Below are 22,728 nucleotides of genomic sequence, written 5' to 3'. Positions count from 1 at the left end.
GGAGAATCGTCGATGAATGTTCAACCCAATGCTGCAGCCGCTTCGATTGCAGGCACCGCTCGGGCGGCCGCTCGAGGTGGAGAGGCTGATGCCAAAGCCGCCGATGCAGCCAGCAAACAGGCGATCACGAAGCAACCGGCCGGCAAGTCGTCCGAATCGAGCGCAATCGATGCGGGGGAACAAACGAGCGATCGTGGCGGCGATGGACGACAAATGTACGATACCTTTGAGCGTTCCAAAGATCCACCAGAAAACGAAGTCTCTCCCGACGCCGTTGACGAAGAGGGTCATGATCCGCCAACCCCGTCACCGCCGCATATCGATTTTAACGCTTAACATCGTGCGAGAAATATCTGTCGGATGTCCAAGGCTGAGCGGCATTCCACTCACTTATTGTCCGCGCGTTGCTAAGCTTGAATCGAGACTCGCTCTCCCGAATTGGCGCTGTCCACTGCGGCGAAGCACATGCTTAAACCGCGCAAGTTGTCACGTGCGTCATGAAGCGGTGGGCGGTCCTCTTCGATGGCGCAAAGCAGTTCGGACATCGTGCCGATAAAGCCCTCTTGAAACCAGTTGCCTTCGAGAGGTGGCTGGAACCATCCTTCGGCCGTAAAGACCTTGACCGACTGATCTGTCAAACTGGGCCCGGCGCTCACCATCGTTCCTTGGGTGCCTCGCACAACCGTTCGATCTTCCACGCCGTATTTCGTGTCGGCATCGAAGTTCAAAACAGCGAGGGTTCGCATGTAACGCAGAATCGCGGTACCGAGCAGTGGCGGTTTGGCCGTTTGAGAGGCAGATTGCATGGCCGTTGCGTACACATCCTCGGCAACACCCGCGACGATGGAGGCAACAAAGTCGAACCAATGAATTGCAAAATCCTCCAGCACAACGTGTTGCATTTCGTTGAAGGGGGTCCCTTGGATCCAATTGTGATCCCAGTGAATATCGACGTTGATCGATACCACGTCACCGACCCATCCCATGGCAGCCGCGTTGCGGATAAACGAAAAGTGGGGCGCCCAACGGCCATTCTGGTTGACCGCTAAGCGACAACCGGATGCATCGGCCAAGTCGGCCAAACGCAATCCCTCGGCAAGGTCCCGTACAAAGGGCTTCTGGCTTAAAACGTGCTTGCCATGCTGAAGTGCTGCTTCGATGATTTTCACCCGTGGCTCGACCGGCGTGGCGACATCGACCACGTCCACATCGGCCGTGTCGAGCAGGGACTGGTAGTCGGGGTAGACTTTGCCCGATGGATAAAACGCATCGCGTCGGGCCGACGCCTTGGCAAAATCGAGATCCGAAAACGCAACAACCTCGAGCCCCGCGTGCTGGTAAGCCTTCAAGTGCGACTCGGAAATCCCTCCGCACCCAATCAATCCAATCCGATGCCGCTGTTTGGGCCGCGGCGGCTGGTACGACAACGCTCGGGGTGGCATCGGATGGGAAGCCGTCGGCTTCAAGTCGTAGTTGCGTTCGTCGCTACTCATGGCTCTTTTTCTGCTTTGTGAAAGCGGAGGATCGATCGGCGTCTTTCCAGCCCTATTCCACCAACGGTACCGTACTTTTCTGTTGGGCGCTTAACACCGCGGAGTCAACGATTTGCTGCCCAATGCGGCTGATCTCGATACTCAAGATGCCTTCGACCTGCCCGTCGCGATGCATCACATCAACCATGTACTCAATCGGGTCGCGATGGGGGGCCGCCAACGCATCCGCAGGCAGATCCCTTCCTTCGGGGCAGGATCGCGTTTGGACGCGAATCGAATCGGCGTAATCTTCGCTAGAAATCGTTCCTTCTGTACCCACAATCACGAATCCACACTTCGGTTGTGGTTGATGCGTCCAGGGGTCGGTAAAGGTCCCCCATCGCGTTTCCACTTTCGAAAGCCCGGTGCTGTAGCGGCATACAATGACACTGTGTTCATCGACCTCTAAGCCCGCTGGTTGGTCGACGACACATGTCACTTCGATCGGTTTGCGCCCCTTCATGTACCATGTGCCAAGTGTCGTGCCGTAACCTGCATAGTCGAGCAACGATCCACCGCCGGCACTGGCTTTGTAGAACCAACTGGCCGGTTTTTCTTGCGCCACTTGCTCGGCCGTCCGTTCGACTTTGTCTGCCACATGCCATAGCGGACCTCGATTGCCGCCATAGTGATGAAACTCGATGACCTCTCCGATCGTGCCTTCATCGAGGATTCGTTTCGCCGTGCAGTGCGATTCCACCCATGCCAATGGCCAATTGATCGCCAAACGCCGACCGGTCGCATGGACCGCAGCAATCATTCGATCGGCTTCCCCCAAGGTGGCCGCAAACGGTTTCTCAACGAGGATGTCGCAGCCGAACGGGGCAACTCGCTCAACCCAGTCTCCATGTTCTGCGGCCGCGGGACAGAGGATGCACAAGTCAGGTTTCGTCGTATCCAGACACTTGCGATAATCCGTGTAAACCTGCTCCCCCGAAATGGAAAACGCCTTGATCGCGTCGGCCATTCGGGTCGGCTGCTCATCACAGATTGCGACGAGATCCACCTGCGGATGATTAAACGCCATCCGAAGCAAGTCACCCATATGGAAATGGTCAAAATTGATCCCGACCACTTTGTACTGCGTCATTGGATAACACCCGAGAATCGCGAAAGGCGAGCTATGCAGAGAAGAAAAAGGTTGCAGCGTGGATCCTTGTGGTCGACGCTGCCGAAACAGTGTAGCACGTCGACGCATCTGCTGCAGCGTCAGCGGGCGCAACGAAAATTCCGCTGGCGAGTGTTGGCGCCTAAAGCGACATTAAGAAAGCCACCAAATCGTCAAGCTCCGAATCACTCAACGCTTCCGCTTTTCCATGGACACCGCTGGGATCATGAACCCGAAAGACATCCTTCACCGTGACCGCGCGTCCGTCATGCAGGTAGGGGGCCGTGCGGTACAGTTCCACTAAACTCGGCGTATCGTAGAGCCCATCGTCCTCGTGCGCGCTGGCGGTTGCGATGTTGTGAGATTGTCGGTCGGTAAACGTAGGGCCCGGGTGGCAGTGTTGACAACTGGCTCGACCAAAAAACAGTTCTTTTCCCCGCTCCGCTGCTTCGTCCAGCGATCCCGAAACGGTTAAGTTTGGATTCACCGCTGGGTCGAGCGAGTTCATGTAGGCGGTCAGGGCATCGACTTCATGATCGGTTGGCATGATTCGATGGCTGACCATCACGCCGGTCCGCGCGCATTCGCGAACCGTTTGTCGCGTTGCACGACGATTGAGCGGCGAAGTTTCACGGACGAGAATCAAACTGGGGGTGTCTTTGGCGTTGCCGATACCATCTCGCATGAAGTCCCACCGCAGCGCGTCGGTGCGTCCGTCGTTCGGATGGCAACTCGCACAACTGAGCCATCGCTGGAACGCCAACCGAGCGTCATGAAAAACGACTTCACCTTGGCGCGCCAAATCAGGCTCCTTGCTATCCCCCAAAGCAATCGTCGCCTGCAGTTGTCCCGTCGTTGTATCCAACACCCCCACAGTTCCCGAAAAGTAATTGGCTACGAACAGTTTGGACTGGTCCGGCGACAGTGCGATGCCACGTGGCCCAATGCCACCGGTTGGATAACGATGGATAATTCCAGCAAGGTAGAGTGCCGTCAAATCATTTTCCAGATCGCTCAACCGCGCCGGGGTCTCCTTGATTCGCACCCAGACGTTGGGTTGGTTCCCGTCACGCATTGCAGCGAGATCTGCAGGCAATTCACCGGAAAGTAGTTGATGAAGCTTCCCAATTTCGACACAGGAAACCTCGTGGACGCCGCTATGGCTAATCCATAATTGAGATCCATCCTCAGAAACGACGACGCTGTCGGGGTCCGGTGCACCTTGCATCAAGTCATCAAGTAGCACGGTTACCTTCCGCTTTGCGGCAGCGATGTCGATGATTGACAACGCGGTCGTATTGACCCAGCCGCGTTCGAGTTGCGTGACCGGTAAATTGAAACGTCCGAGATTGTGAACGACATAAGCCCATTGGCTGTCGGGGCTGACGCAGATGCCCTTTGCCGAAGAGGAGCCAGCTGGCAATTTGACGTGGACGACGTTTGCTTCGTCGGCATCCCCGTCCACGTTGACGATACTGACCTCGGCTGCCAAGTCATGGTCGGTGCCAGCGCCGAGTGGCAATTGATTAACGACGACGACCTGTTTTTGGTTAGGAGCCACGGCCACGCGGTACGGTTCACGTATCGCAGCAACTTCGCTTGATGGAGTCGCGGGGGCTGTATCGAGTTCGACGATCGAGACGCGATGGTTGTCTTGGTTGGTGACGTAAAGACGGTTACGACTCGGCAACAACGCCACATCCGTCGGCCACTTCCCGACCTCGATTCGCGAGCTCACCTGATGCGTTGTCACATCAATCACGGCGACGGTCCCGGCGCCGTGTTCGCTTACATACAACGTGTCCCCCGATTCGGACAACGCAAGCCCTTGTGGTTTGCCTCGTAGGGGGATTTCGCCAATGGTGTGCTGGGATTCCAAATCGACGACGACCACACATCCGGCGGTTCGATCACTGATGTACACCGTCCGCGAATCCGCAGCAACGACCAAATCGACGGGTGAACGGTCGTTTGGCGGCCGGTCATTCGGTTTCGGTTCTGCAACAACCGGGAGGGCAAACAGGACGAGCGTGACGACGACGAAGCATCGATTTCGTCTCATGGCAGGGGTTCCTTGAGAGACGGAAAGTCGCACAGAAAGCTGCGTGCGAAAAAGGTGGGGGAGGGTTTCTTCTTTCTCGTTCCACTATATCTGCCTGGGACTCGGTTTGGAACACCGGTTGGTGACGGCGATCGCCCGTTTTGCAATCAAATCGAGATTCCTCTTGTTTCCGAGAGGCGAAAATCGTTACCACGCTACCACGAGGTCTAACTGCCGGAATTTTGGATTCGTTGAAAGAGATTTCCCCATGGGACTAGGAAAAACTGCTCGTCTGCTAAGCGTCGTTGCGGTCATTGCAACGGTGTTTTCTCACGCCACGAAACCGGCGTTTGGAAATGATGGAAGCATGGCGACCGAACCGTATGTCGTGTTTATCGCTCAAGAGCACACGTACACACGATGCGGGCCTGCGGACGAATACTATCGAACCGATCCGCTTCGCTACGGACAAGAATTGGAGGTTTACGTTGAAACCGCTGATGGGTGGTTGGGCGTTCGGCCGCCGGAAAACAGTTTTTGTTGGGTTCCGGCGGACGCGGTCGAAATCGCCAGCGACGGCGAATCCGCCGTTGTCACCGAAGACCGAACGGTTGCCTGGATTGGGACTCATCTTGGCCGTGCTCGCTCCTTTCGATGGCAAGTTCAACTGGCCCAAGGAGAACCCTTGACCGTGATTGGCCGCAGCGAGCGGGAGGGCGCCGACGGGCCACGGTTGTGGTATCGCATCGTACCACCGAGTGGCGAGTTTCGCTGGGTACACAACACTCAAGTCGCCGAGAGTGCTGAAGAGCTGGTTGCAAGGGTGCGTCGCTCACAATCGGCCCCCTCACCCCGTGACACGCAAACGGAATTCTTACCGGCTGGTGCCACGACGGCTCGCGACGGTTTCGATGGCCGCGATCCATCAAGGGCTTCGGTTGCCGATGTTGCCACAAATGATGTGGGTCACGACGACGGATCCCGTCCACCTCGGCAAGAATCCTCTCGTCGGACCGAGCGAAATTCAACGCTTTCCCCCGTTTCCTTTGACGAGCCCCCTCAACTACAGGATCCTCGTCGTGGAGCCCCTTCGAGGTATGAGGGACCCGACGCCCCAATCGGCAGCGGCGTAAGCCAGACATGGCGTGACAAGGTTTCTGGCCAAGGTGCAAACCTTGCTGCGAATCTTCAAAACAGCGCGATGGCCGCCGTTGAATTCATGGGTCGCCCGCGATTGTCGGACATCGATACAACCGACCGTGGTGGACCGACCGCACCGAGCCAATCGATGACCGCAGCCGAAGAGAACTGGGTGGTTGGATCCTCACGAGATCGAAGCCCTGCCCTCTCCTCCGCATCGGTGGTCCAGGTTTCGGCCGAGCAACCGATCACACAACCCATCCGCCCTCCCGCTTCGTTACAAACCAACGCCCCCATCGCGAACTACCTCCCCCAAACCACTCGCTACGTCTCGGCGGACGCGGTCGCCAAGGTCCATGACGGCGTCCAAGGGGCCGATGCCGAACAGTTGAGTTTAATGTTTTCGCGATTGATGGCAGCGAGTGCTTCGGCTGCGGAGGTCGCCCCCATCGCCGAAGCAACCCGCAGAGTGGCTACGACAAGTGCCGATCCCCTGATTGCCGGCCGAGCGAAATTGCTTGCCGAACGGGTTGAGCAATACCAGCGCATCGCCGAGCGGCGTGACGGTCACACCGTCGTTCAAAATGGGGGATCGCTTCCGATTCCTACATCGCCGGTGTCGATGAATCCGACCGCCGCTGCGGCAATCGCTCAACCAACGCTTGGCCAAACTCCGTCGCTCGGTACGTTGCCGAGTCCAAGCGGCGCGACAGAATCGGGATTCTTGGTTCAAGTCTATTCGTCGCGGAAGGACAGCCCACCGTTTGCCATCACCGACAACCGCGGCCGCACGGTGGCCTATGCAACTCCGGCCCCCGGAGTGAATTTGAGAATGCACCTCAATAGCGAGATTCAGATCCACGGCACACAAACTTACTTGCGTGGTGTCAACACACCCCATATCCTGGTCTCAGAAGCGATACGCACGCCGCCACGATAAGCAGGCGGGCATGGTCGATCGCGATGGTTTCGGTTTGTTGCGAGGAGTATGCCTGTGAAAACGTCGTCAACATTATTGATCGTGTTGGCGTCGCTGGGGATGCTGCAGCCCGCAATCGCTCAGCGTACCGAGTTGCAGTACGACTTTCCCGTTGGTGAGACCTTTGGCTATCGGCTTCACGGCGAAATTAACTACGACGCCCATCTTTACTATTACAATGGCGTCGTCGAATACGAGGTCTTGCAACGGGCAGGCGATTCCATGCTGCTCAAGTTCAAGGGCCAAATGAACAGCTCGGATCATGAGGATTCCATTGAGATTCGGGCACGGGAACGAGCCTCGAGAAGCTTTGATCTGAGAGATCGTTACGCCATCGAGAAGGGACGTCGGGATCGAGACTACGATTTTCCCGGCCTGAAGTCCCAAGAGTCCACTTTCTGGTTATCAAGTAGCGGCCAAATCGAACAGGACAACGACGCATCACCCGCGGCGCTGCCCTTCTACTTTGGCGATCTGAGAACAATCGTTTTTGAACCTCTCGAGATCACAGGGAAGCCTGCCTGGGAGGTGACCCGTGCGGTTCCTGTCGGTTCGATCCTCGTGAAAGAGGAGCCGTCGCCTGATGAGTCCGAGCCGGAAACGAATGAACCCAAGCGGCCTGGCGAGAAATGGCTCGAGCAGTCGATGCAGAGGCATCAGCAGATGATGGCGAACATGATTCCGGTGCGGCGCTACGAACGCTTCGATCTGATCCCCGCAACGCAAACGATCAAGTACAAAGTCATGAGCCGGCGAGCAGACGAGTTGCTGGTTGCGAAGATGTATCAATTACAATCCGCAGCGGTGAAGTTGCCTTTCGATGGTGCTGGGCAAGCAGAATGGGTCGTCGATCGAGAAACGATGAAACCAACGTCACTCAACTTAATTGGCCAGTTTCGCGTAAACGTACAAGACAAGCTTGAAATCGCAAAGGTCAAGTTGGATTACCACTTAGCCCAAGCCGACGAACTGCAAGCATTCTATGACCGTGCACAACAAGCCGCCGATCGACAAGAAACCCAGAAGGCCGACCGGGTGGAAGCCGCCCACCGCCGTGAACAAGAGCGACTTTCGCGAGAGGCCCAACGCAAACCAACGCGGTTGGAACTGAACGAAGTGATGACCCTACTGGAGAGCGATCGATTCAGCGAAAAGCATCAAGCGATGGTTTTCTTGATCGAGCACCCGCTTGCCAAGCGAACTCGTTTGCTTGTCCGCAAACTCGAACAGATGGCCGAGGAAGATGATTTTCTTCTTCGTCGCGATTTCGAGAAGCTTGAGGAAACCTGGGAAATGGATTTCCTTGGCCAGCCCTGACAGGGTTACAATCGTGTCATTCGCTCGCCTCCGAAAGCTGCCCCTCCTTGCCCGCAGCTTCACATGTACCGGAATCTCGTTAGCTCGCGTTTGACGTGGATCGGCCTTGCTCTTTTGCTGCCTTGCTCTCCGCTGCTGTCTGCCGAGGATCTTGCGATGAAGAATTGGCAGACGGAATTTGACCAGAAAATCATGCCCATCCTCCGCGATCGGTGCATCGATTGTCACACGGGTGACGACGCCGATGGCGGCTTGGATCTCGCGGTCTTTCATGCATGGCTTGATTCACGCCCCAGCCAAGACTTGTGCACTCAGTTGGCAACGGACGAAACGACATCATGGTACGCGGGGTATGTGATGTGTCGGCGGCTCACGCAAACCGAATACCTCAATGCAGTACGGGACGTGGTTGGTATCGAGGTTGATCCACGGTTGGAAGTTCCATCCGACGGAGCGGGTGGCGAAGGGTTTGACACCAACGGTTCAACGCTTTTTACATCGCCCATTCTGTTGGCTGGTCGTGGCGGTGACAGCACAGGCGACCTTCAACTGTAGCTTGCCGTCATGATTCCCAACCGTAGGTTGCTTGTTGGCGAAAACCTTGCACTGAAATCGTCCCGTTTGCCTTCAGACTGAGGGTCGAATAGCCGTTGTTGTCGGCTCCAGAGCCTTCGACCATGGCGACCAACGTGCAGTAGTGAATCCCTCCGATGTCCTTCACGTCGTTCTGGTGACTGTGTCCTTGGAATACCGCCAATACTTTGTTTGAAGCTTCGAGCACCCGGCGCACCTCAGCACCGTTCTTGACTCCATGGTGACTGGTCACATCGAGTCGCTGATGCGCGAAAACGATCACTCGATTGCAGGCGGACTTCAAGTCCGCTTCCAACCACTCAAGCTCAGCAGCCGGGACATTGGCATCGGTCCAGACCGAATTTTTGCGTCCATACGGTTGGCCATCGCTGCGAAAACAAGAGTCGAGAACGACAAAGTGAACGCCGCCTCGATCAAAGGAATAGTACGACTTTTCCTGACCGACGCTGCCAAGGAACTCTTCCTTACGGAGGGTGTCAACGCAATGATTCCCCAGCACATAATGTCGGTCCCGTGCGATGGCCGAAAACGGCCGATCAATCGTGCTCAAATAACGCAGCTCGGTTTCAACGGAATCGGCAGCGTCGATCAAGTCCCCCAGCTCGACAACAAATGCAGGTTTGTCCTGTTCGAACTGCAATGCCGCTTCTTCGAGCTTGTTTAGGGTTTCGCGATAGTGTCGAGTCCCCGCCGGTGGCTTGTCCGCAAAGTGCAAATCGGTGAGAAGTCCAATTTTTAATGTCGAGTCGATTTCCTCGGCAATTAGCGTGGAAGGAGCGACTGCCGCTGTCGCCATGATTAACGTTCCGTTTTGCAGCACAGATCGGCGGCCCAATCGTTGATGGTTGCTATTCATTGATCCCATTCGATGTGGTGTTGATTCCGATGAACTTGTTGGATGCGAATTTCAAGGTAATCTGAAAAGATCTTTTCCAACGATTGTCTTCATGTGGAGAAAGAAATGCAAACGGGATGATTGCCAAGGGGAAATCGGGTTTTGCCCTTCGGCTTGGAACGGCAGCTCCTATTGAGGAGGTCGTACGTTTGATGAAAGGTTGTTCCGTGACGAAACGCGGAACCTCAGAGAGCAGAAACGAAAAAAGCCTCGCTGCTTGGCAGCGAGGCTTTTCTAAGCATGGAAGGTTAGCGGACCAACACGGAATTCGGTTCTTCGGTCGTGATCAGTCTTTCCTCAGCAGGGCAGAACGGCGAGGCGGCACTATTACGGCCTCGCGGCGTTCACGCATAGCGATCATCCACGTCGAACGAACTTCGCTGATGCCGGTGTTAGCCGATCTCCTTTTCGTATCGTTAGGCTAACATCAAAACCAGATTCGGATTGAAAAAGGAACACAGAAATGGTCGTGGCGACGGGCCAGTCGTCGCCCGGCTAAAAAACTTGGTGGATCAAGCACTTGCCCCTCCCTTTGTTGTTTCTTCGATCGCTGCAAAGTTGTACTCGCTGTTGATATTAAACAATACCCCGTGAGCGGCCTTGTGCTGGAGTTAGCGGATCATTTCCAACCAGAAACCTGAATCGTGAACGGCATTCGCCAATCAGGCAAACTCTGCCTTTTGGAAAAGCTGGAATGGCATCTGGACACTACTTCGGCGACAACCCAGGCGACTTCTGCTTCTTTTCGATCACCGGCGTCTCTTTGGCGTTTCCCCAATCGTTCCAACCAGCGTAGTAAATGCTGACGTTCCTCATGCCCATCAGTTCAAGTCCGAAAGCCATCACGGATGCTCGTCCGCCTGATTGGCAATGGGTTGCAGTCGGTCGTTGCGGATCGACTCCTGCCAACGCGAACAGTTCGCTGAGTTCGTCGGCAGACTTGCAAATTCGAGCAGCGTTCTTGCTCGAATGATCATCATAGACAACAACCTGAGACTCGGGGCCGATCCCAAGATTGCCAATGCGTTTGGACCAAGCCGTTGCATCGTCTCCCATCCCGAAGGCATCTTTCCAGGTTTCGTGATCGACCCAAACTGCATCGGGAATATGGGATTGCTCGTAGTCTTCCTGTGGCCGAGCATCCAACACAAGGTAGGTATCCGGTGACTTGGCCAACTCGGTTGGGTCAAGCAACAAGTCCGAGCGTGGGTCGGAATTGCCTGCTGCTAACACGGTGTTGGCAAGGCAGAGAGCGACGATCGCGAAAGTCGTTGATTGAATGATTGATTGATCTCGTGTCGGAGGCATCGTTGGCGTGCACACAGTACGAACGCCTAGTTGAAACGTCGGCTGTCGGAGCATCCGTTCCCCGATCACCGAAGCGATCTGCTTCGGTTCCATCTTTCTGACAAGGTAGACATGACCCTTGCTATCCAACCGCCTTATTTCGACAGTTTCTTTTTGGCCGTCACCAATCCTTTCGAGATCGTCTCGGCGGACTCGGTCGCATCCATTGCGGCAAGCACCAGAAAGGCCTCGCTCAAGACTCGCTTCGTTTCCGCAGCCGAGATCGCGGTTTTCTCGGTGTCAACTCGACGGGACACTTCGTTGTAAAAGTCGTTCAGTTTCATCGTAGGGATCCTTTCATACGTGCAGAAGGTTCTAGCCAGTTTGGCAAGAGTCTATCGTGGTTATCGCCTAATCAAGCGAGAATGCCAACCCGTAACTCAGCCGAGGCATCGGTAAGTCGCTGGCAACCCGGCACTGCCAACCGAATGCTGCACAAAGGCTACGCAGCGGATACAATCGAACAAAGGACCAGCGAACGATATGGCCAGCCTGCTGCCATTGCGACTGCGTCTTGAAACCCCTGATTAGAGACAATCAATGTATTTCGATGTAGATGGTCACGCGAGGGCCTGTGGACGATTCACTGGCCCTGGATCGCATCGCGATTGGCGAGTTTTGCCACTTGCCCTGATCCTGTGCATTGCAACTGTCTCCGTTGGTTTGGCGGATGATTTCACTCGTTTTCGGGGCGACGACGCAACCGGTGTCGCGAGTGACGATCCTCGACTGCCGTCGCAGTGGAGCAGAACCAAGAACGTCGCTTGGTCAAGCGACGTTCCTGGACAGGGATGGGGAAGTCCGATCGTCGTTGGCGACCGCGTGTTTGTTTCGTCGGTGGTTGCGGACGAAGAGAACGTCAAGCCGAAGGCGGGATTGTATTTGGGTCAAGGCGTCCGTGATCCGGCGAAAGGAATTCATCACTGGATGGTTTATTGTTATGACCTGACCGATGGCAAAGAACTCTGGAAACACGAAGCGAAGGCGGGGCGTCCGGTCGTGCCGCGACACCCGAAGAGTTCCTATGCGGCTGAGACCCCTACCAGCGATGGCGAGCGGCTATACGTCTTGTTCGGCGACGTTGGCTTGTATTGCTACGACCTCGACGGAACACTGCTTTGGTCGAACCCGATTGAACCGAAAAAGACAAACATGGATTATGGTGCAGCGGCATCGCCAGTTGTGCATGACGGACAAGTTTTCGTTGTCTATGACAACCTGGAAGATTCCTGGATCGCCTCATTCGATGCGAAAACAGGCGAACAAAAATGGCGGACGAAACGCAACGAAACCCATTCGTGGGCCACGCCCCTGGTCTGGGGAAACGACCAACGGACCGAGATCGTTGTGCCGGGCAACCGGATGAACCGCAGCTATTCTCTGGACGGCGACTTACTTTGGGAATTTGATGGCGACATGTCCATCTTGGTCATTCCGTCGCCCTTCGCCGCGCATGGTATGTGTTACCTTGCCTCGGGATACGTTGGCGATTCGCACCGACCTACGTTCGCGATACGTCCAGGAGCGGCTGGCGATTTGAAGCCGGAGAGCAATTTTGCAGCAAACGAGTTCATCGAGTGGTATCAACCAACCGCGTCAGCCTACAACACCTCCCAACTCGTGTACGGCGACTATCTCTACACGGTCTATGACCAGGGCTTCATGACGTGCCACAACGCCAAAACAGGGGACGAGGTTTACGGGAAGCACCGATTTTCACCGGGCGGTTCGTTTACTTCGTCGCCCTGGGCATACAACGGCAAAATCTTTTGCCTGAGCGAAGAAGGACGGACCTATGTGATCAAGGCCGGTGACAAATTTGAAATTTTGAATACCAACCCACTTGATGAGTTTTGCATGGCGACTCCGAGTGTGGTTGGCGGACGATTGTTGATTCGGACGCTGACGAAGTTGTACTGTCTGACGGAGAGGTAGGGAAAAATCGACACTTTTCAGAAACACCACCCTCAAGGAATGATCCTGACCATCCAAAACACGACAGCAACCCAGATCGTGTTGAACGCTTCAAAAACGTCTGGCCTTGCCCGGTTGAGGAAATCCAAGGCACACTTGCTTCAGCAGCCAACTGGGGAACACTGGACATGTTCGGTGGCGTTATGGCCTCGGACGAGCACTCCAAAGCGGTACTGTTTGAGGCGTCAATTTCGTCTCAGTGAACTAATTGATGAAGAATGTCCAGTACGCCTTCAACTTCCTCGTGTGGCGAAACATAGGCGGCTGCCTTGGTGATTTCGGCTTCAGAATTCGCTGGACATCCGAACCACGAAACACGCTCAGCGATAAACCGATCACCCATCGTATCGCCGATCCCTGCTGTTCGTTCCGGTTGAATCCCCGTCTGAATCATCAATCGATCGATCGCCGTCGCCTTACTGATGTGCTCTAGATCGCAATTGATATAGAGCCACGTCATCGAGACTCGAATCGGCCAGTTCCGCTTCTGAAACTCTTCGGCAATCTTCCCCAGTCCCGAAATGTTGATTGGGGCGTGTGACTCCGGCGACAGACAGCCGTCGATGTCACAGATGACGAGATCGTACTTCCCGGTTATTCGAAACGGCATGGTTGCAACTTTCTGAGAAACTCTGGATCGGATTCAGACGATTCTCGTCCGTGTGATTCCGATCGACAACCACAGCAAGAGCAATTGAGTGATCATGATCAGCTTCTACAGGGACGAGACGCCAAAGCCTGAGGTGCCGCGGAGCGGCGACGAAGTGAACATTGAATCGCTTATCTTGCAGATTTCCCCAACCACTCAGCGACCCCGGCTTCTTGCGAACCTACGCTTCGGCTGCAAGTTGATCTTGCTGGAGATTGCTTGATCCCGAGAAACACAAAGCTGCAAAGGAAAGCCGACAACTTTGCCAACGGATCGCGATCGTCAAAAAAATCGCCAATATCGAGTAAAGCAATGGGGACATCGCCAAGGACGCAGCCACAATACCGCGATGGGTAACTCGTACCAATTGCGTTGGGACTTAGTAAGTTTTTTTCCACAGGGAGGGCATCGCTTACTCATTCTCTTCTCTTTCACAACAATCACAGTCGGCATCGTGCGAGAAACAACTATCGGATTTCCAATTGTGAGCGGCAAGACGCTGGTGCACCCATCCGCTCTTCAAGTGGCGCCATCCTGTTAGGCTCTTCAAATCGTGATCTGTTGCGTGGTGGGGCAAGTCCTTGTCCAACAACCCTAGCTCCAATCTAATCAAGTTGCTGGACAAAAATGCTAAAGTTTTCCGGCGTCACTCGCGGTTTTTTTGGGTGACCGATGAAGGCACGATTCTACCTCAACCCTCCCCTCCCCGAAAATGGCCGCTCGCCGCGCGTTAGCCCCAGTGCGACATCGTGTCCCGTTTGCGGTGCAGTACCCGTTCCAACTGCGCTGTCGATCGGCGTGCGTCCCAACTACCGACCGACTGTTAACTCGATATACTGATGACACAAGAGAGTCACGGCCAACCGTCAGGCCCAAACTCATTTGTTTCCATCCTTTCACAACCACCGAGCGGCCCATGCCGGGAAAGAAATCTTAAGCAAACGGACCCAAAGGTGCTCCGCTGATCGTAGGCGTCGGTGCCTCTGCGGGAGGGCTTGATGCGTTCGGAGAACTGTTGCAACATCTTGGACGATGTGAAGGCTTGGCGTTGGTGTTTGTTCAGCACCTTGATCCATCCAGTAGTTCGCTGCTTCGTGAATTGCTCCGTACGGCGACCGAAACGAGAGTGATCGAAATCGCCGGTCGAAGAAAATTGAAACCGGGCTGCGTTTACATCGCTCCTGCTAGACAGTTCCTTGAAATAAAGAATGGTGCCGTTCGGCCCGTCGTGCCCGACACCGATGAGAGTCCGCTCACCGCAGTTGACCATTTTTTTCATTCGCTAGCCGAAGATCAGGCTGGGCGTGCTGTTGGCATCGTGCTTTCTGGGTCCGGAAGCGATGGCACCGTTGGGCTGAAGGCGATCAGTGACGCCGGAGGGCTGACGTTCGCCCAAGATTCCGCCTCGGCGAAGTTCGACAGCATGCCGCGCAGTGCCGCCACGACTGGCGTTGCCGATCACGTTTGTCGTCCCCGTGAGATTGCGGCGGAACGGTTGCGGTATGCCGCACATGTTGAGGAGTTTGTCGGCGTTATTGACAAGGATGGGATCTTGCTGGAAATCGATGACCGCTCGCTCGAAATCGCTCGTTCGCGTCGCGAAGAAGTGATCGGACGTTTCGAACCTTACCGCTTGATCGAAGATGTGCGAAGTATCATGGCGGTCCGCGCGACGGAGAGCGGGTTGACACTGGAAGTCGAGTATGACGGCAAGATCCCAAAGGTCATTCAGTCGGATGCAAATCAGCCCCGACGAAAAGGTTTCACGTTGGCAAAGACGGTTGAATGGACTTCAGCGATTTTTCGGCGATGGTTGCACGTTGACGCTAGACGTACCTGAACTGTTCTCGACTCAACCATTCACTTCCGTTCAGATCGACAGTTTTTATATGGCCCAGACGCCAAAGACTCATGGGTTCATGTATCGTGGCGTAGTGACGAAGTGAACATGAATCCGTTAGCTTCCAGTCGTCCCCAGCCACTCAGCGACCTTGGCGTTTTCTACCGTGTCGTAACCGGGTATGAACGGTTTGATGTCTAGGATGGGTGTGCCATCGAAGGCATCGGTTTTCTCGATCTCGATCACATTGTCTTTGATCGACAAGATTTTACAGAGGGTTAAGGCGATGAGATTCGGTCGAAAAGGGGATCGAGTTGCAAACACACCGGTAAGCGGATTGTCTTTGTTGCCTCTCGGATGAACCTGGAGGATCGCTCTTTTCTCAGGCGTATCATTGTTGCTGAACCACCAAAAAACTTGGATATGGGAATAGCCGCCCAGTCCCAGCAAACCAGCTTGGAACTTCTTATCAACGACGATTCGAGTCTGGCCATCAGTACTCTTGAAATGCCCAATGGGATGAACAACGAACGATGGTTCAGACATCTCAGGCGGCTCCTCTGCGAGAGTCGTTGAAGAAGCAAATGATACGGCGGCAATTGAAACAGCAAGGATCAGATGGAATGGTTTCATTGTTCTATTCCTGTTCGAGGTGGGGTGTTGCAGTTCTGGGCAATCCATTTTCAGCCATTGGGTTGCGGACACAGCATTGGAACTTCCGATTGCCTTTCCTTCGATCTTCTGGTCTGCCTGCCTGATGCGACGAGAAAAGTATATCGAAAACGAGCGAATCAAATGGTGCCTTGCGCATTTCCGGCTTGCACTTTGTTTTTCTCGTGATCAAGCGACCTCCAGCAATACCAATTGGCTACGGAGGCATTTATTCTTGAAAAAGTCCATGCCCCCTTTAGTGAGGAAGGCGATAGCTGACTTGGTGAAGTTGCCCTCTTTCCAAACCGCAGCCAATTGCTTCCTGAGAGGCGATTTCATGCCAATGTCAGATAGAGCAATCGTTTGTTGGTTCTGTGAATCGGTTATCATGAACTCTTCCGGCTGAATTGAATGTTCCAGTCTATCCAAGTGAGTGAAAGCTTCTAGGGCCTTGTATTTACAAACCATCTGCTTCCCACGGATAAGCAACACCATGAGCAATAACCCCCAGCAGCATCATCGACCACCCCGCGGTCAGTGGTCACTACGATCTATCGCTGGTTAGTCTGATGTCGAGCAACGCAAAGGCATTACAATGAATCGTGTGCGAGAAATCGCAGAGGTATTGCTGCATTCAAAATAGCTTGAGAAACAATGGTGTTAAGACTGGTCGATGATCAAAAGCCAAAACAATCCTAAGTCGTTGCCAATCGCTTCTCGGCTTGCACGGGGTTCACATACGATAAACAAAAAAGCCTCGCTGGGTGACAGCGAGGCTTCTAGTAACTTAAAAGATTGGCAGACCAACACGAGATTCAGTTCGTCGTTTGTGATCCTTGTTTGCCTAGCAAGGCAGAACGGCAAGGCGGCACTCGGGCGGCCTTGCGGCGTTCGGAATTTGCGATCATCGTTTCGTTGAACGCTTCTGTGCTGGTACCATCACGGCAAACCATGCACTTGATGGCAAAAGCGGCAGTTACGGTTTACGAAACTGCGGTTAAAAACAGTCAAGACGATCCCGGCGAATGATGTTAATCACTTTCTAACGTCACGAAGCTTCACTGTAATCATCGGGCTGAAGAACAGAACCAAGAGTCCGATTGGCATCAACCCACCATTCAGCACGTTGTAGTCAGCACCCAGCCGTTCCCACGATAATCCCACAACGAGTCGTCCAAAACACAACTCGAACGTCACGGTAAAAAAGAGCCAGATGGCTCCCACCATGAGTAGTTCCAAGCGGCTCTTGGCTCCGATCCAGCGGATGGTGAAGTAGGCGATTGCAAGGATGATGGCGGAACCCGTGAAAACACCGATCTGGTTGGATCGAAACTCACCGACATTTGGGACAAGGATGATCGCTCGAAGGATGCCGTGAATGATCTCGGCAAGGATGATGATCACCCAAATGGTGATTCCTTTGGCGATGATCTCAAATCTCGTACTTTGCTTTTCTGATTCCATCACTCTTGTTGAGCCAATACTTGCAAATTTGAAGGTGAGTAAATGAGCAGTGACTTCCTTCTAGGGGACCGTCCGCAAATAAAGTATCGAACTGCTATAGGAGAAAAACACCTATTTCGTCGATAATGCGTTGATGCAAGACGCACATATTATTGAAGGACTAGAACTTAAGTTTAATTCTCTCGTCGGGGACTTGGGCCATCAGAGCTCGGATAGAAGAATGGGGAACCGGATCGTTTAAACGCAAACTCAATCAACAACCACCCCAACACAACAGTCACTTGACAGCAGCAAACATTTCATAGAAGTGGACGAGGCCACGAGTCCTGCAACACGGGACTCGTGGCCTCGTCCACTACCAAAGTCGTCACTTGTTGTTCACGCGATGCTTACCGCCGCGTTACAAACCACCCTTCGGGTGGGTCGGGCAGGTTGAAGGCCTCGTGGTAATCACGCTGTTTTTGTTCGATCCATACCATCGTCTTTTGATACATCGGCGTTGGATGTTGGCGAATCGCTTGACGAGCGAGTTTTTTAGCTTGCGAGAAATCTTGAGCCGCGGCCGCGGCCAAGGCCAAGTTGTGAACCGCCGCGGACTGCATCGGGTGCTGCTCGGCCACTTGCTTCCAAATCTGCTCTGCCCCAGCCCAATCGCCGGTTCGTGCTGCCGCATTCCCGCGGCGAACCGCTTGGCTGCCCGGCATCCACCTTGGCACCGCTAAGGGCACTTTTTCTCGTTCGATCGACGGGGTAATCAGCCGGTAAGTTTCGCGGACCGCAGCCGTTACCAGCCGATCGGTCGGATCGGGCATCAAGACCAAGTCGGGATATCGTTCGATCGCGAACTGCTCGTCAATCACAACGGGCCGGCCGCTTGAGGGGTTTTGGTTGTCCATCGAGGTTAAACGCCAAGACATGATCAGCCGGTCGATTGAGTCTTTTTTTTGCCCATAGTCGCGCTGGGTCAGAACCTCGCCGCGAAGCATGTAGTCATAGCCTTCACGACGGGCGACCGATGCCAATGCCACGTCGCTGGTCTGATCGTCGATGGCCGACACCAGCTGAATCGCGGTCTTTGCTTGCAATTTTTCGGTATTGACCAGTTTCAGTTGCCGGCCGGTATCATTGGGGGGGGAGGCCAGTAGTCTTTCGTGGATTCGGTCGGCGATCTCCTCTGGCCCCGCCACTTTGGAGACGGCCACCCGTTTACCGACCGCGGATTGAACGATCGGAGGCTGCCAAAAATGGATCGGAGCGCGCACGCCGCAGCCACTGAGCAACAAAACAACGAGCGCACACGAAAGAGGCGCCAAGGGCAACCGAAGAAAATCGACAATCGTGCGGAGGATTTGCATGATGAACGACCTGTAGCGTTCCATCCACCAACGAGTCAACCGTAGTCGTCCGCGTGACTCCTTTAGGTCAGCCCCTCCTTTTCCTAGAATCTGCCACTTCACAACCCCTTTCCAAATACTATTTCGCCAAAGCGATCCTCGCCATGCCCCGATACAATCCTGCCGAAATCGAACCTCGCTGGCAAGCTTTCTGGGACGAAAACCGCACCTTCGCCACTCCCGAGGTCCCCACGGGCAAGAAACGCTACGTTTTGGACATGTTTCCCTACCCCAGCGGTGATGGGCTGCATGTCGGGCATCCCGAAGGCTATACGGCGACCGATATCGTTTCCCGGTTTGCTCGGATGCGAGGTGAATCGGTGCTGCATCCGATGGGTTTTGACGCTTTCGGCTTGCCGGCCGAAGAACATGCGATCAGCACCGGCGAACACCCGCGAATCCAAACTCAGCGAAACATCGACACGTTTACGCGGCAACTCAAAATGCTCGGGTTCAGCTATGACTGGACCCGCGTTTTGGCGACGACGGACGAAGCCTACTTTCGCTGGACCCAGTGGATTTTCACGGTCCTTTACGATACGTGGTTCGACAACGAGGTTCAGAAGGGTCGGCCGATCTCCGAGTTGCCGATTCCCGAAGACGTTCAGAGCGCAGGCCGCACGGCGGTCGAAGGCTATCGCGATTCACACCGCTTGGCCTATCAAGACGATGCGTTGGTCAACTGGTGCCCTGCTCTCGGCACGGTGCTGGCCAACGAAGAAGTCCAAGACGGCAAGAGCGAACGAGGTAGCCATCCGGTCAAACGCATTCCGTTAAGACAATGGATGTTACGAATCACCTCCTACGCCGAGCGCCTGCTTGATGGGCTGGATGACCTCGATTGGCCAACCGGAATCAAAAAGCTTCAACAAGATTGGATCGGTCGCAGCACCGGCGCAGAAGTCGATTTTTTTCTCGGCGATCTGTCCGAGTTTGAGTCTTGGAAAACAAGCCGCACAGCATCGGGAATGCCTAACACCGTGATTGACTCGGCGCTACGTGTCTACACGACACGGCCCGACACGCTTTTCGGAGCAACCTACATGGTGGTCTCCCCAGAGCATCCGCTGATCAAGCGTTTGGCTACGGCGGAGCAAGCCGACGAAGTCAAAGCGTATTGTGAAAAGGCATCCTTCAAATCTGACCGCGAACGGACCGAAGGCGATCGGCAAAAAACAGGTGTCTTCACCGGATCGCATGCGATCAACCCCGTCAATCAACAACCGATCCCGATTTGGGTCGCCGATTACGTGCTTGCGGGCTATGGCACCGGAGCGATCATGGCGGTGCCTGCTCATGATGAACGCGACTTTGAATTCGCCAAGCAATATGATTTGAAGGTGATCCCCGTCGTTGACCCAGCGGTCGACCATCCCAACCGTGAGGCGATTCTCGCCGGGGATGTGTGCTTTGTCGCCGAGGGCAAAGCGATCAACAGCGCGGAGTTTGACGGAAAGACTACGGCCGAGGTCAAAGCGAGCGTCACCGCGTCGCTTGCGCAAGCGGGGATGGGGGCCGAAGCGGTCAATTACAAACTGCGTGATTGGTTGTTCAGTCGCCAGCGATTCTGGGGCGAGCCCTTCCCGATCCTGCACGAGCTTGATGCGAATGGGAACGCGACGGGGCTGAAACGTGCAGTTGATCCAGCCGATTTGCCCGTACGCCTTCCGGAGCTTGAAGATTTCAAGCCACACGGTCGCCCCGAACCGCCACTTGCCAAAGCTGATGACGATTGGTTGTACGTCACGATTGACGGCGTACGTTATCGCCGCGAAACCAACACAATGCCCCAGTGGGCCGGATCGTGTTGGTATTACCTGCGCTACATTGATCCCAACAACGATCAGTGCTTCGTCGATCCGGAAAAAGAAAAGCAATGGATGCCCGTCGATTTGTATGTCGGAGGCGCCGAACACGCCGTGCTGCATTTGCTGTATTCGCGGTTTTGGCACAAAGTGCTCTATGATCGTGGTCACGTCAGCACGCCAGAACCGTTCGGCCGTTTGATCAACCAAGGCATGATTCTTGGCGAAGTCGAATTTTCCGGCTATGTCGATGGCGATGGTGAACCGGTGTCTTCAACCGATGTGCGTCGTGATCGTGAAGGAGGTCATGTCAGTGTCAACGGACAACCCGTTGAATCGGTCGTGGTCGACGAAGACGACGTGGAAAAGCAAGGCGAAGGCTTTGTGCTGAAGTCCAAAAAGCAGATCAAAGTCGACAGCCGTGCTCACAAGATGTCCAAGAGCCGAGGCAATGTCGTGAACCCTGACTTGGTCGTCCGTGAATACGGTGCGGATGCGCTGCGGCTCTATGAAATGTTCATGGGGCCCTTGGAAGCGACGAAGCCGTGGGCCATGACAGGTGTTGGTGGCGTGCGCAACTTCCTCGACCGAGTGTGGCGCATGATCATCGATCAAGACGCAGACGAGTTGACGGTCGTCGACGCGATCGTGGAGGAGCCCTGCGACCAAGACCAATTACGAGTGCTGCATCAAACGATCCGCAAGGTCACCGAAGACTGCGAATCACTCAGTTTCAACACGGCGATCGCCAAGATGATGGAATGCACCAATTTCTTTACGCGAAGCGAAAAACGCCCCAAAACAGCGATGCTGACCTTTCTTAAACTCCTCTCACCGTTTGCTCCCCATTTGTGCGAAGAGCTCTGGCAGTTGTTAGGCCAAGAGGGTTCCATCTCGAAGCAAGCTTGGCCAGTCTGGGACGAGTCGGCGTTAGTCGAAAGCAGCATCGAAGTCCCCGTTCAAATCAACGGGAAGATCAAGGCCAAAATCAACGTACCTCCCGATATCAGCAAAGACGACTTGGCCAAAATCGCACTGGCAGACGAAAAGGTTGCGGCGTTGATCGAAGGCAAGACGATCATCAAACAAATCGTCGTCCCAGGACGGTTGGTGAACCTAGTCGTCAAATAGTTGGCTTTGGACCTTTCTGGCTGCTACCCTACTCAAAAACGAGCGAGAACCTGCTCATGCGACCATGGATCTTAGCCGAAACCAATTACGCGAACGTTTCGCAGGTGAAGTACGAAGTCGCGGTCTTGCCGTTCGGAGCGACCGAGCCGCACAATCTGCATCTGCCCTACGGAACGGACACGTTCGAGGCCGATGCGATTGCAACGCTGGCTTGCGAGGCTGCCTGGAAGCAAGACGCAAAGGTCTTCATGTTGCCAACTCTTCCGTATGGTACCGAGACCAACATGGCGAAGTGTGCCTTGGCCATGAACGTGAACCCCAGCACCATCGGCTTGGTGATTCGCGACTTGGTCGAATCGCTATCGAGACATGGCATCAAAAAGGTGGTCCTGCTCAATGGCCATGGTGGCAATGAATTCAAACCGCTGATTCGTGAACTGATGGGGCAAACCTCATCGCATCTCTTCCTCTGCAATTGGTTTCGGGAACTCACCGCAGATGTGCAGCCAGAGATCTTTGACGATCCAGGTGACCACGCCGGAGAGATGGAAACGTCCCTCGGATTGGCCTATTTTGGTCACTTGGTCCGCAGGAACGACGACGGTTCGTTGGCGGCCGACGAGGGATCGGTCAAACCAGCGCGGCTTCGTGCAATCCAGCGAGGCTGGGTCAACCTTTCGCGTCCATGGCATTTGTTGACAACCAACACCGGTTGTGGAAACCCGCATCCCGCATCCGCCCAAAAGGGAGAAATGCTGATGCAAGTCATGGTGGATCGCTTGTCAAGTTTCTTGGTGGAATTGGCAGCATCCGAACTCGACGAGACGTTCCCGTTTTAGAGTATTTTTAGGTAGGACATCGGTCTCA

General features: G+C 54.6%; 20 protein-coding genes. 8 read left to right on the top strand and 12 right to left on the bottom strand.

All coding sequences use genetic code 11. The annotated features are described in order from the left end of the window. The first annotated feature begins 12 nt into the window (after positions 1-12). Positions 13-336, top strand: a complete 324-nt coding sequence (locus Poly41_RS24695; protein WP_146529958.1) for a hypothetical protein — start codon at positions 13-15, stop codon at positions 334-336. A 71-nt stretch (positions 337-407) separates the two neighbouring features. Here Poly41_RS24695 and Poly41_RS24690 read toward each other — a convergent pair whose 3' ends face one another. The 3 genes from Poly41_RS24690 to Poly41_RS24680 all read right to left on the bottom strand — a co-directional run bounded on the left by Poly41_RS24690 (position 408) and on the right by Poly41_RS24680 (position 4,702). Continuing rightward, the gene (locus Poly41_RS24690) at positions 408-1,493 is read right to left on the bottom strand and encodes a Gfo/Idh/MocA family protein (protein ID WP_146529956.1); all 1,086 of its coding nucleotides are present in this window, start codon (positions 1,491-1,493) and stop codon (positions 408-410) included. 52 nt (positions 1,494-1,545) lie between these two features. Then, positions 1,546-2,622, bottom strand: coding sequence for a Gfo/Idh/MocA family protein (locus Poly41_RS24685; RefSeq protein ID WP_146529954.1), 1,077 nt, complete (start codon positions 2,620-2,622; stop codon positions 1,546-1,548). A gap of 160 nt (positions 2,623-2,782) precedes the next feature. Continuing rightward, positions 2,783-4,702 carry a beta-propeller fold lactonase family protein gene (locus tag Poly41_RS24680; RefSeq protein ID WP_146529948.1) on the bottom strand — a complete coding sequence of 640 codons (1,920 nt, stop codon included), beginning with the start codon at positions 4,700-4,702 and terminating at the stop codon, positions 2,783-2,785. A 247-nt stretch (positions 4,703-4,949) separates the two neighbouring features. Between Poly41_RS24680 and Poly41_RS24675 the strand changes: the two genes are divergently transcribed. The 3 genes from Poly41_RS24675 (at position 4,950) to Poly41_RS24665 (ending at position 8,672) form a co-directional block, all read left to right on the top strand. Then, positions 4,950-6,761 (top strand): SH3 domain-containing protein, encoded by a 1,812-nt coding sequence (locus Poly41_RS24675; protein ID WP_146529946.1) that lies wholly within the window; start codon positions 4,950-4,952, stop codon positions 6,759-6,761. A 54-nt stretch (positions 6,762-6,815) separates the two neighbouring features. After that, positions 6,816-8,117, top strand: a complete 1,302-nt coding sequence (locus Poly41_RS24670) for a hypothetical protein (RefSeq protein WP_146529944.1) — start codon at positions 6,816-6,818, stop codon at positions 8,115-8,117. 156 nt (positions 8,118-8,273) lie between these two features. Beyond that, complete coding sequence (locus Poly41_RS24665; protein WP_197231604.1) at positions 8,274-8,672, top strand: DUF1587 domain-containing protein; 399 nt, start codon at positions 8,274-8,276, stop codon at positions 8,670-8,672. 7 nt (positions 8,673-8,679) lie between these two features. Here Poly41_RS24665 and Poly41_RS24660 read toward each other — a convergent pair whose 3' ends face one another. From Poly41_RS24660 to Poly41_RS24645, 4 genes are all read right to left on the bottom strand, one after another. Next, positions 8,680-9,567 (bottom strand): metallophosphoesterase family protein, encoded by an 888-nt coding sequence (locus Poly41_RS24660; protein WP_146529941.1) that lies wholly within the window; start codon positions 9,565-9,567, stop codon positions 8,680-8,682. Between the two features lie 747 nt (positions 9,568-10,314). Next, positions 10,315-10,914 (bottom strand): sulfurtransferase, encoded by a 600-nt coding sequence (locus tag Poly41_RS24655; RefSeq protein ID WP_231615906.1) that lies wholly within the window; start codon positions 10,912-10,914, stop codon positions 10,315-10,317. Positions 10,915-11,048: 134 nt separating this feature from the next. Continuing rightward, positions 11,049-11,237: a hypothetical protein gene (locus Poly41_RS24650; RefSeq protein ID WP_146529937.1), complete on the bottom strand. Its 189-nt coding sequence runs from the start codon at positions 11,235-11,237 to the stop codon at positions 11,049-11,051. A 67-nt stretch (positions 11,238-11,304) separates the two neighbouring features. Next, entirely contained in the window at positions 11,305-11,490 is a 186-nt protein-coding gene (locus Poly41_RS24645; RefSeq protein WP_146529935.1) for a hypothetical protein, read from the bottom strand. Positions 11,491-11,493: 3 nt separating this feature from the next. Here Poly41_RS24645 and Poly41_RS24640 point away from each other — a divergent pair, with 3 nt between their 5' ends. Continuing rightward, on the top strand, positions 11,494-12,888 hold the full coding sequence (locus Poly41_RS24640; RefSeq protein ID WP_146529933.1) for an outer membrane protein assembly factor BamB family protein: 1,395 nt from the start codon (positions 11,494-11,496) through the stop codon (positions 12,886-12,888). Between the two features lie 235 nt (positions 12,889-13,123). Here Poly41_RS24640 and Poly41_RS24635 read toward each other — a convergent pair whose 3' ends face one another. Then, complete coding sequence (locus Poly41_RS24635) at positions 13,124-13,537, bottom strand: HAD family hydrolase (RefSeq protein ID WP_146529931.1); 414 nt, start codon at positions 13,535-13,537, stop codon at positions 13,124-13,126. Positions 13,538-14,537: 1,000 nt separating this feature from the next. Here Poly41_RS24635 and Poly41_RS24630 point away from each other — a divergent pair. Then, a complete protein-coding gene (locus tag Poly41_RS24630; RefSeq protein WP_146529930.1) occupies positions 14,538-15,416 on the top strand; it encodes a chemotaxis protein CheB in 879 nt (292 codons plus the stop codon). A 117-nt stretch (positions 15,417-15,533) separates the two neighbouring features. Here the strand turns inward: Poly41_RS24630 and tsaA are convergent, their stop codons facing one another. From tsaA to Poly41_RS24610, 4 genes are all read right to left on the bottom strand, one after another. Further along, positions 15,534-15,962 (bottom strand): tRNA (N6-threonylcarbamoyladenosine(37)-N6)-methyltransferase TrmO, encoded by a 429-nt coding sequence (gene tsaA, locus Poly41_RS24625; protein ID WP_197231603.1) that lies wholly within the window; start codon positions 15,960-15,962, stop codon positions 15,534-15,536. A gap of 294 nt (positions 15,963-16,256) precedes the next feature. Next, positions 16,257-16,562, bottom strand: coding sequence for a hypothetical protein (locus Poly41_RS24620; RefSeq protein WP_146529925.1), 306 nt, complete (start codon positions 16,560-16,562; stop codon positions 16,257-16,259). Positions 16,563-17,102: 540 nt separating this feature from the next. After that, positions 17,103-17,534: a hypothetical protein gene (locus tag Poly41_RS24615; RefSeq protein ID WP_197231602.1), complete on the bottom strand. Its 432-nt coding sequence runs from the start codon at positions 17,532-17,534 to the stop codon at positions 17,103-17,105. A 386-nt stretch (positions 17,535-17,920) separates the two neighbouring features. Next, positions 17,921-18,886: a tetratricopeptide repeat protein gene (locus Poly41_RS24610; protein WP_146529922.1), complete on the bottom strand. Its 966-nt coding sequence runs from the start codon at positions 18,884-18,886 to the stop codon at positions 17,921-17,923. 143 nt (positions 18,887-19,029) lie between these two features. Here Poly41_RS24610 and leuS point away from each other — a divergent pair, with 143 nt between their 5' ends. Beyond that, positions 19,030-21,861 carry a leucine--tRNA ligase gene (gene leuS, locus Poly41_RS24605; RefSeq protein ID WP_146529920.1) on the top strand — a complete coding sequence of 944 codons (2,832 nt, stop codon included), beginning with the start codon at positions 19,030-19,032 and terminating at the stop codon, positions 21,859-21,861. A 56-nt stretch (positions 21,862-21,917) separates the two neighbouring features. Beyond that, positions 21,918-22,700, top strand: a complete 783-nt coding sequence (locus Poly41_RS24600) for a creatininase family protein (protein WP_146529918.1) — start codon at positions 21,918-21,920, stop codon at positions 22,698-22,700. The last annotated feature ends 28 nt before the right edge of the window (positions 22,701-22,728 follow it).

The sequence above is a fragment of the Novipirellula artificiosorum genome, from assembly GCF_007860135.1.
Classification (GTDB): Bacteria; Planctomycetota; Planctomycetia; order Pirellulales; family Pirellulaceae; genus Novipirellula_A; species Novipirellula_A artificiosorum.
This window is presented reverse-complemented; position numbering and strand designations above follow the sequence as displayed.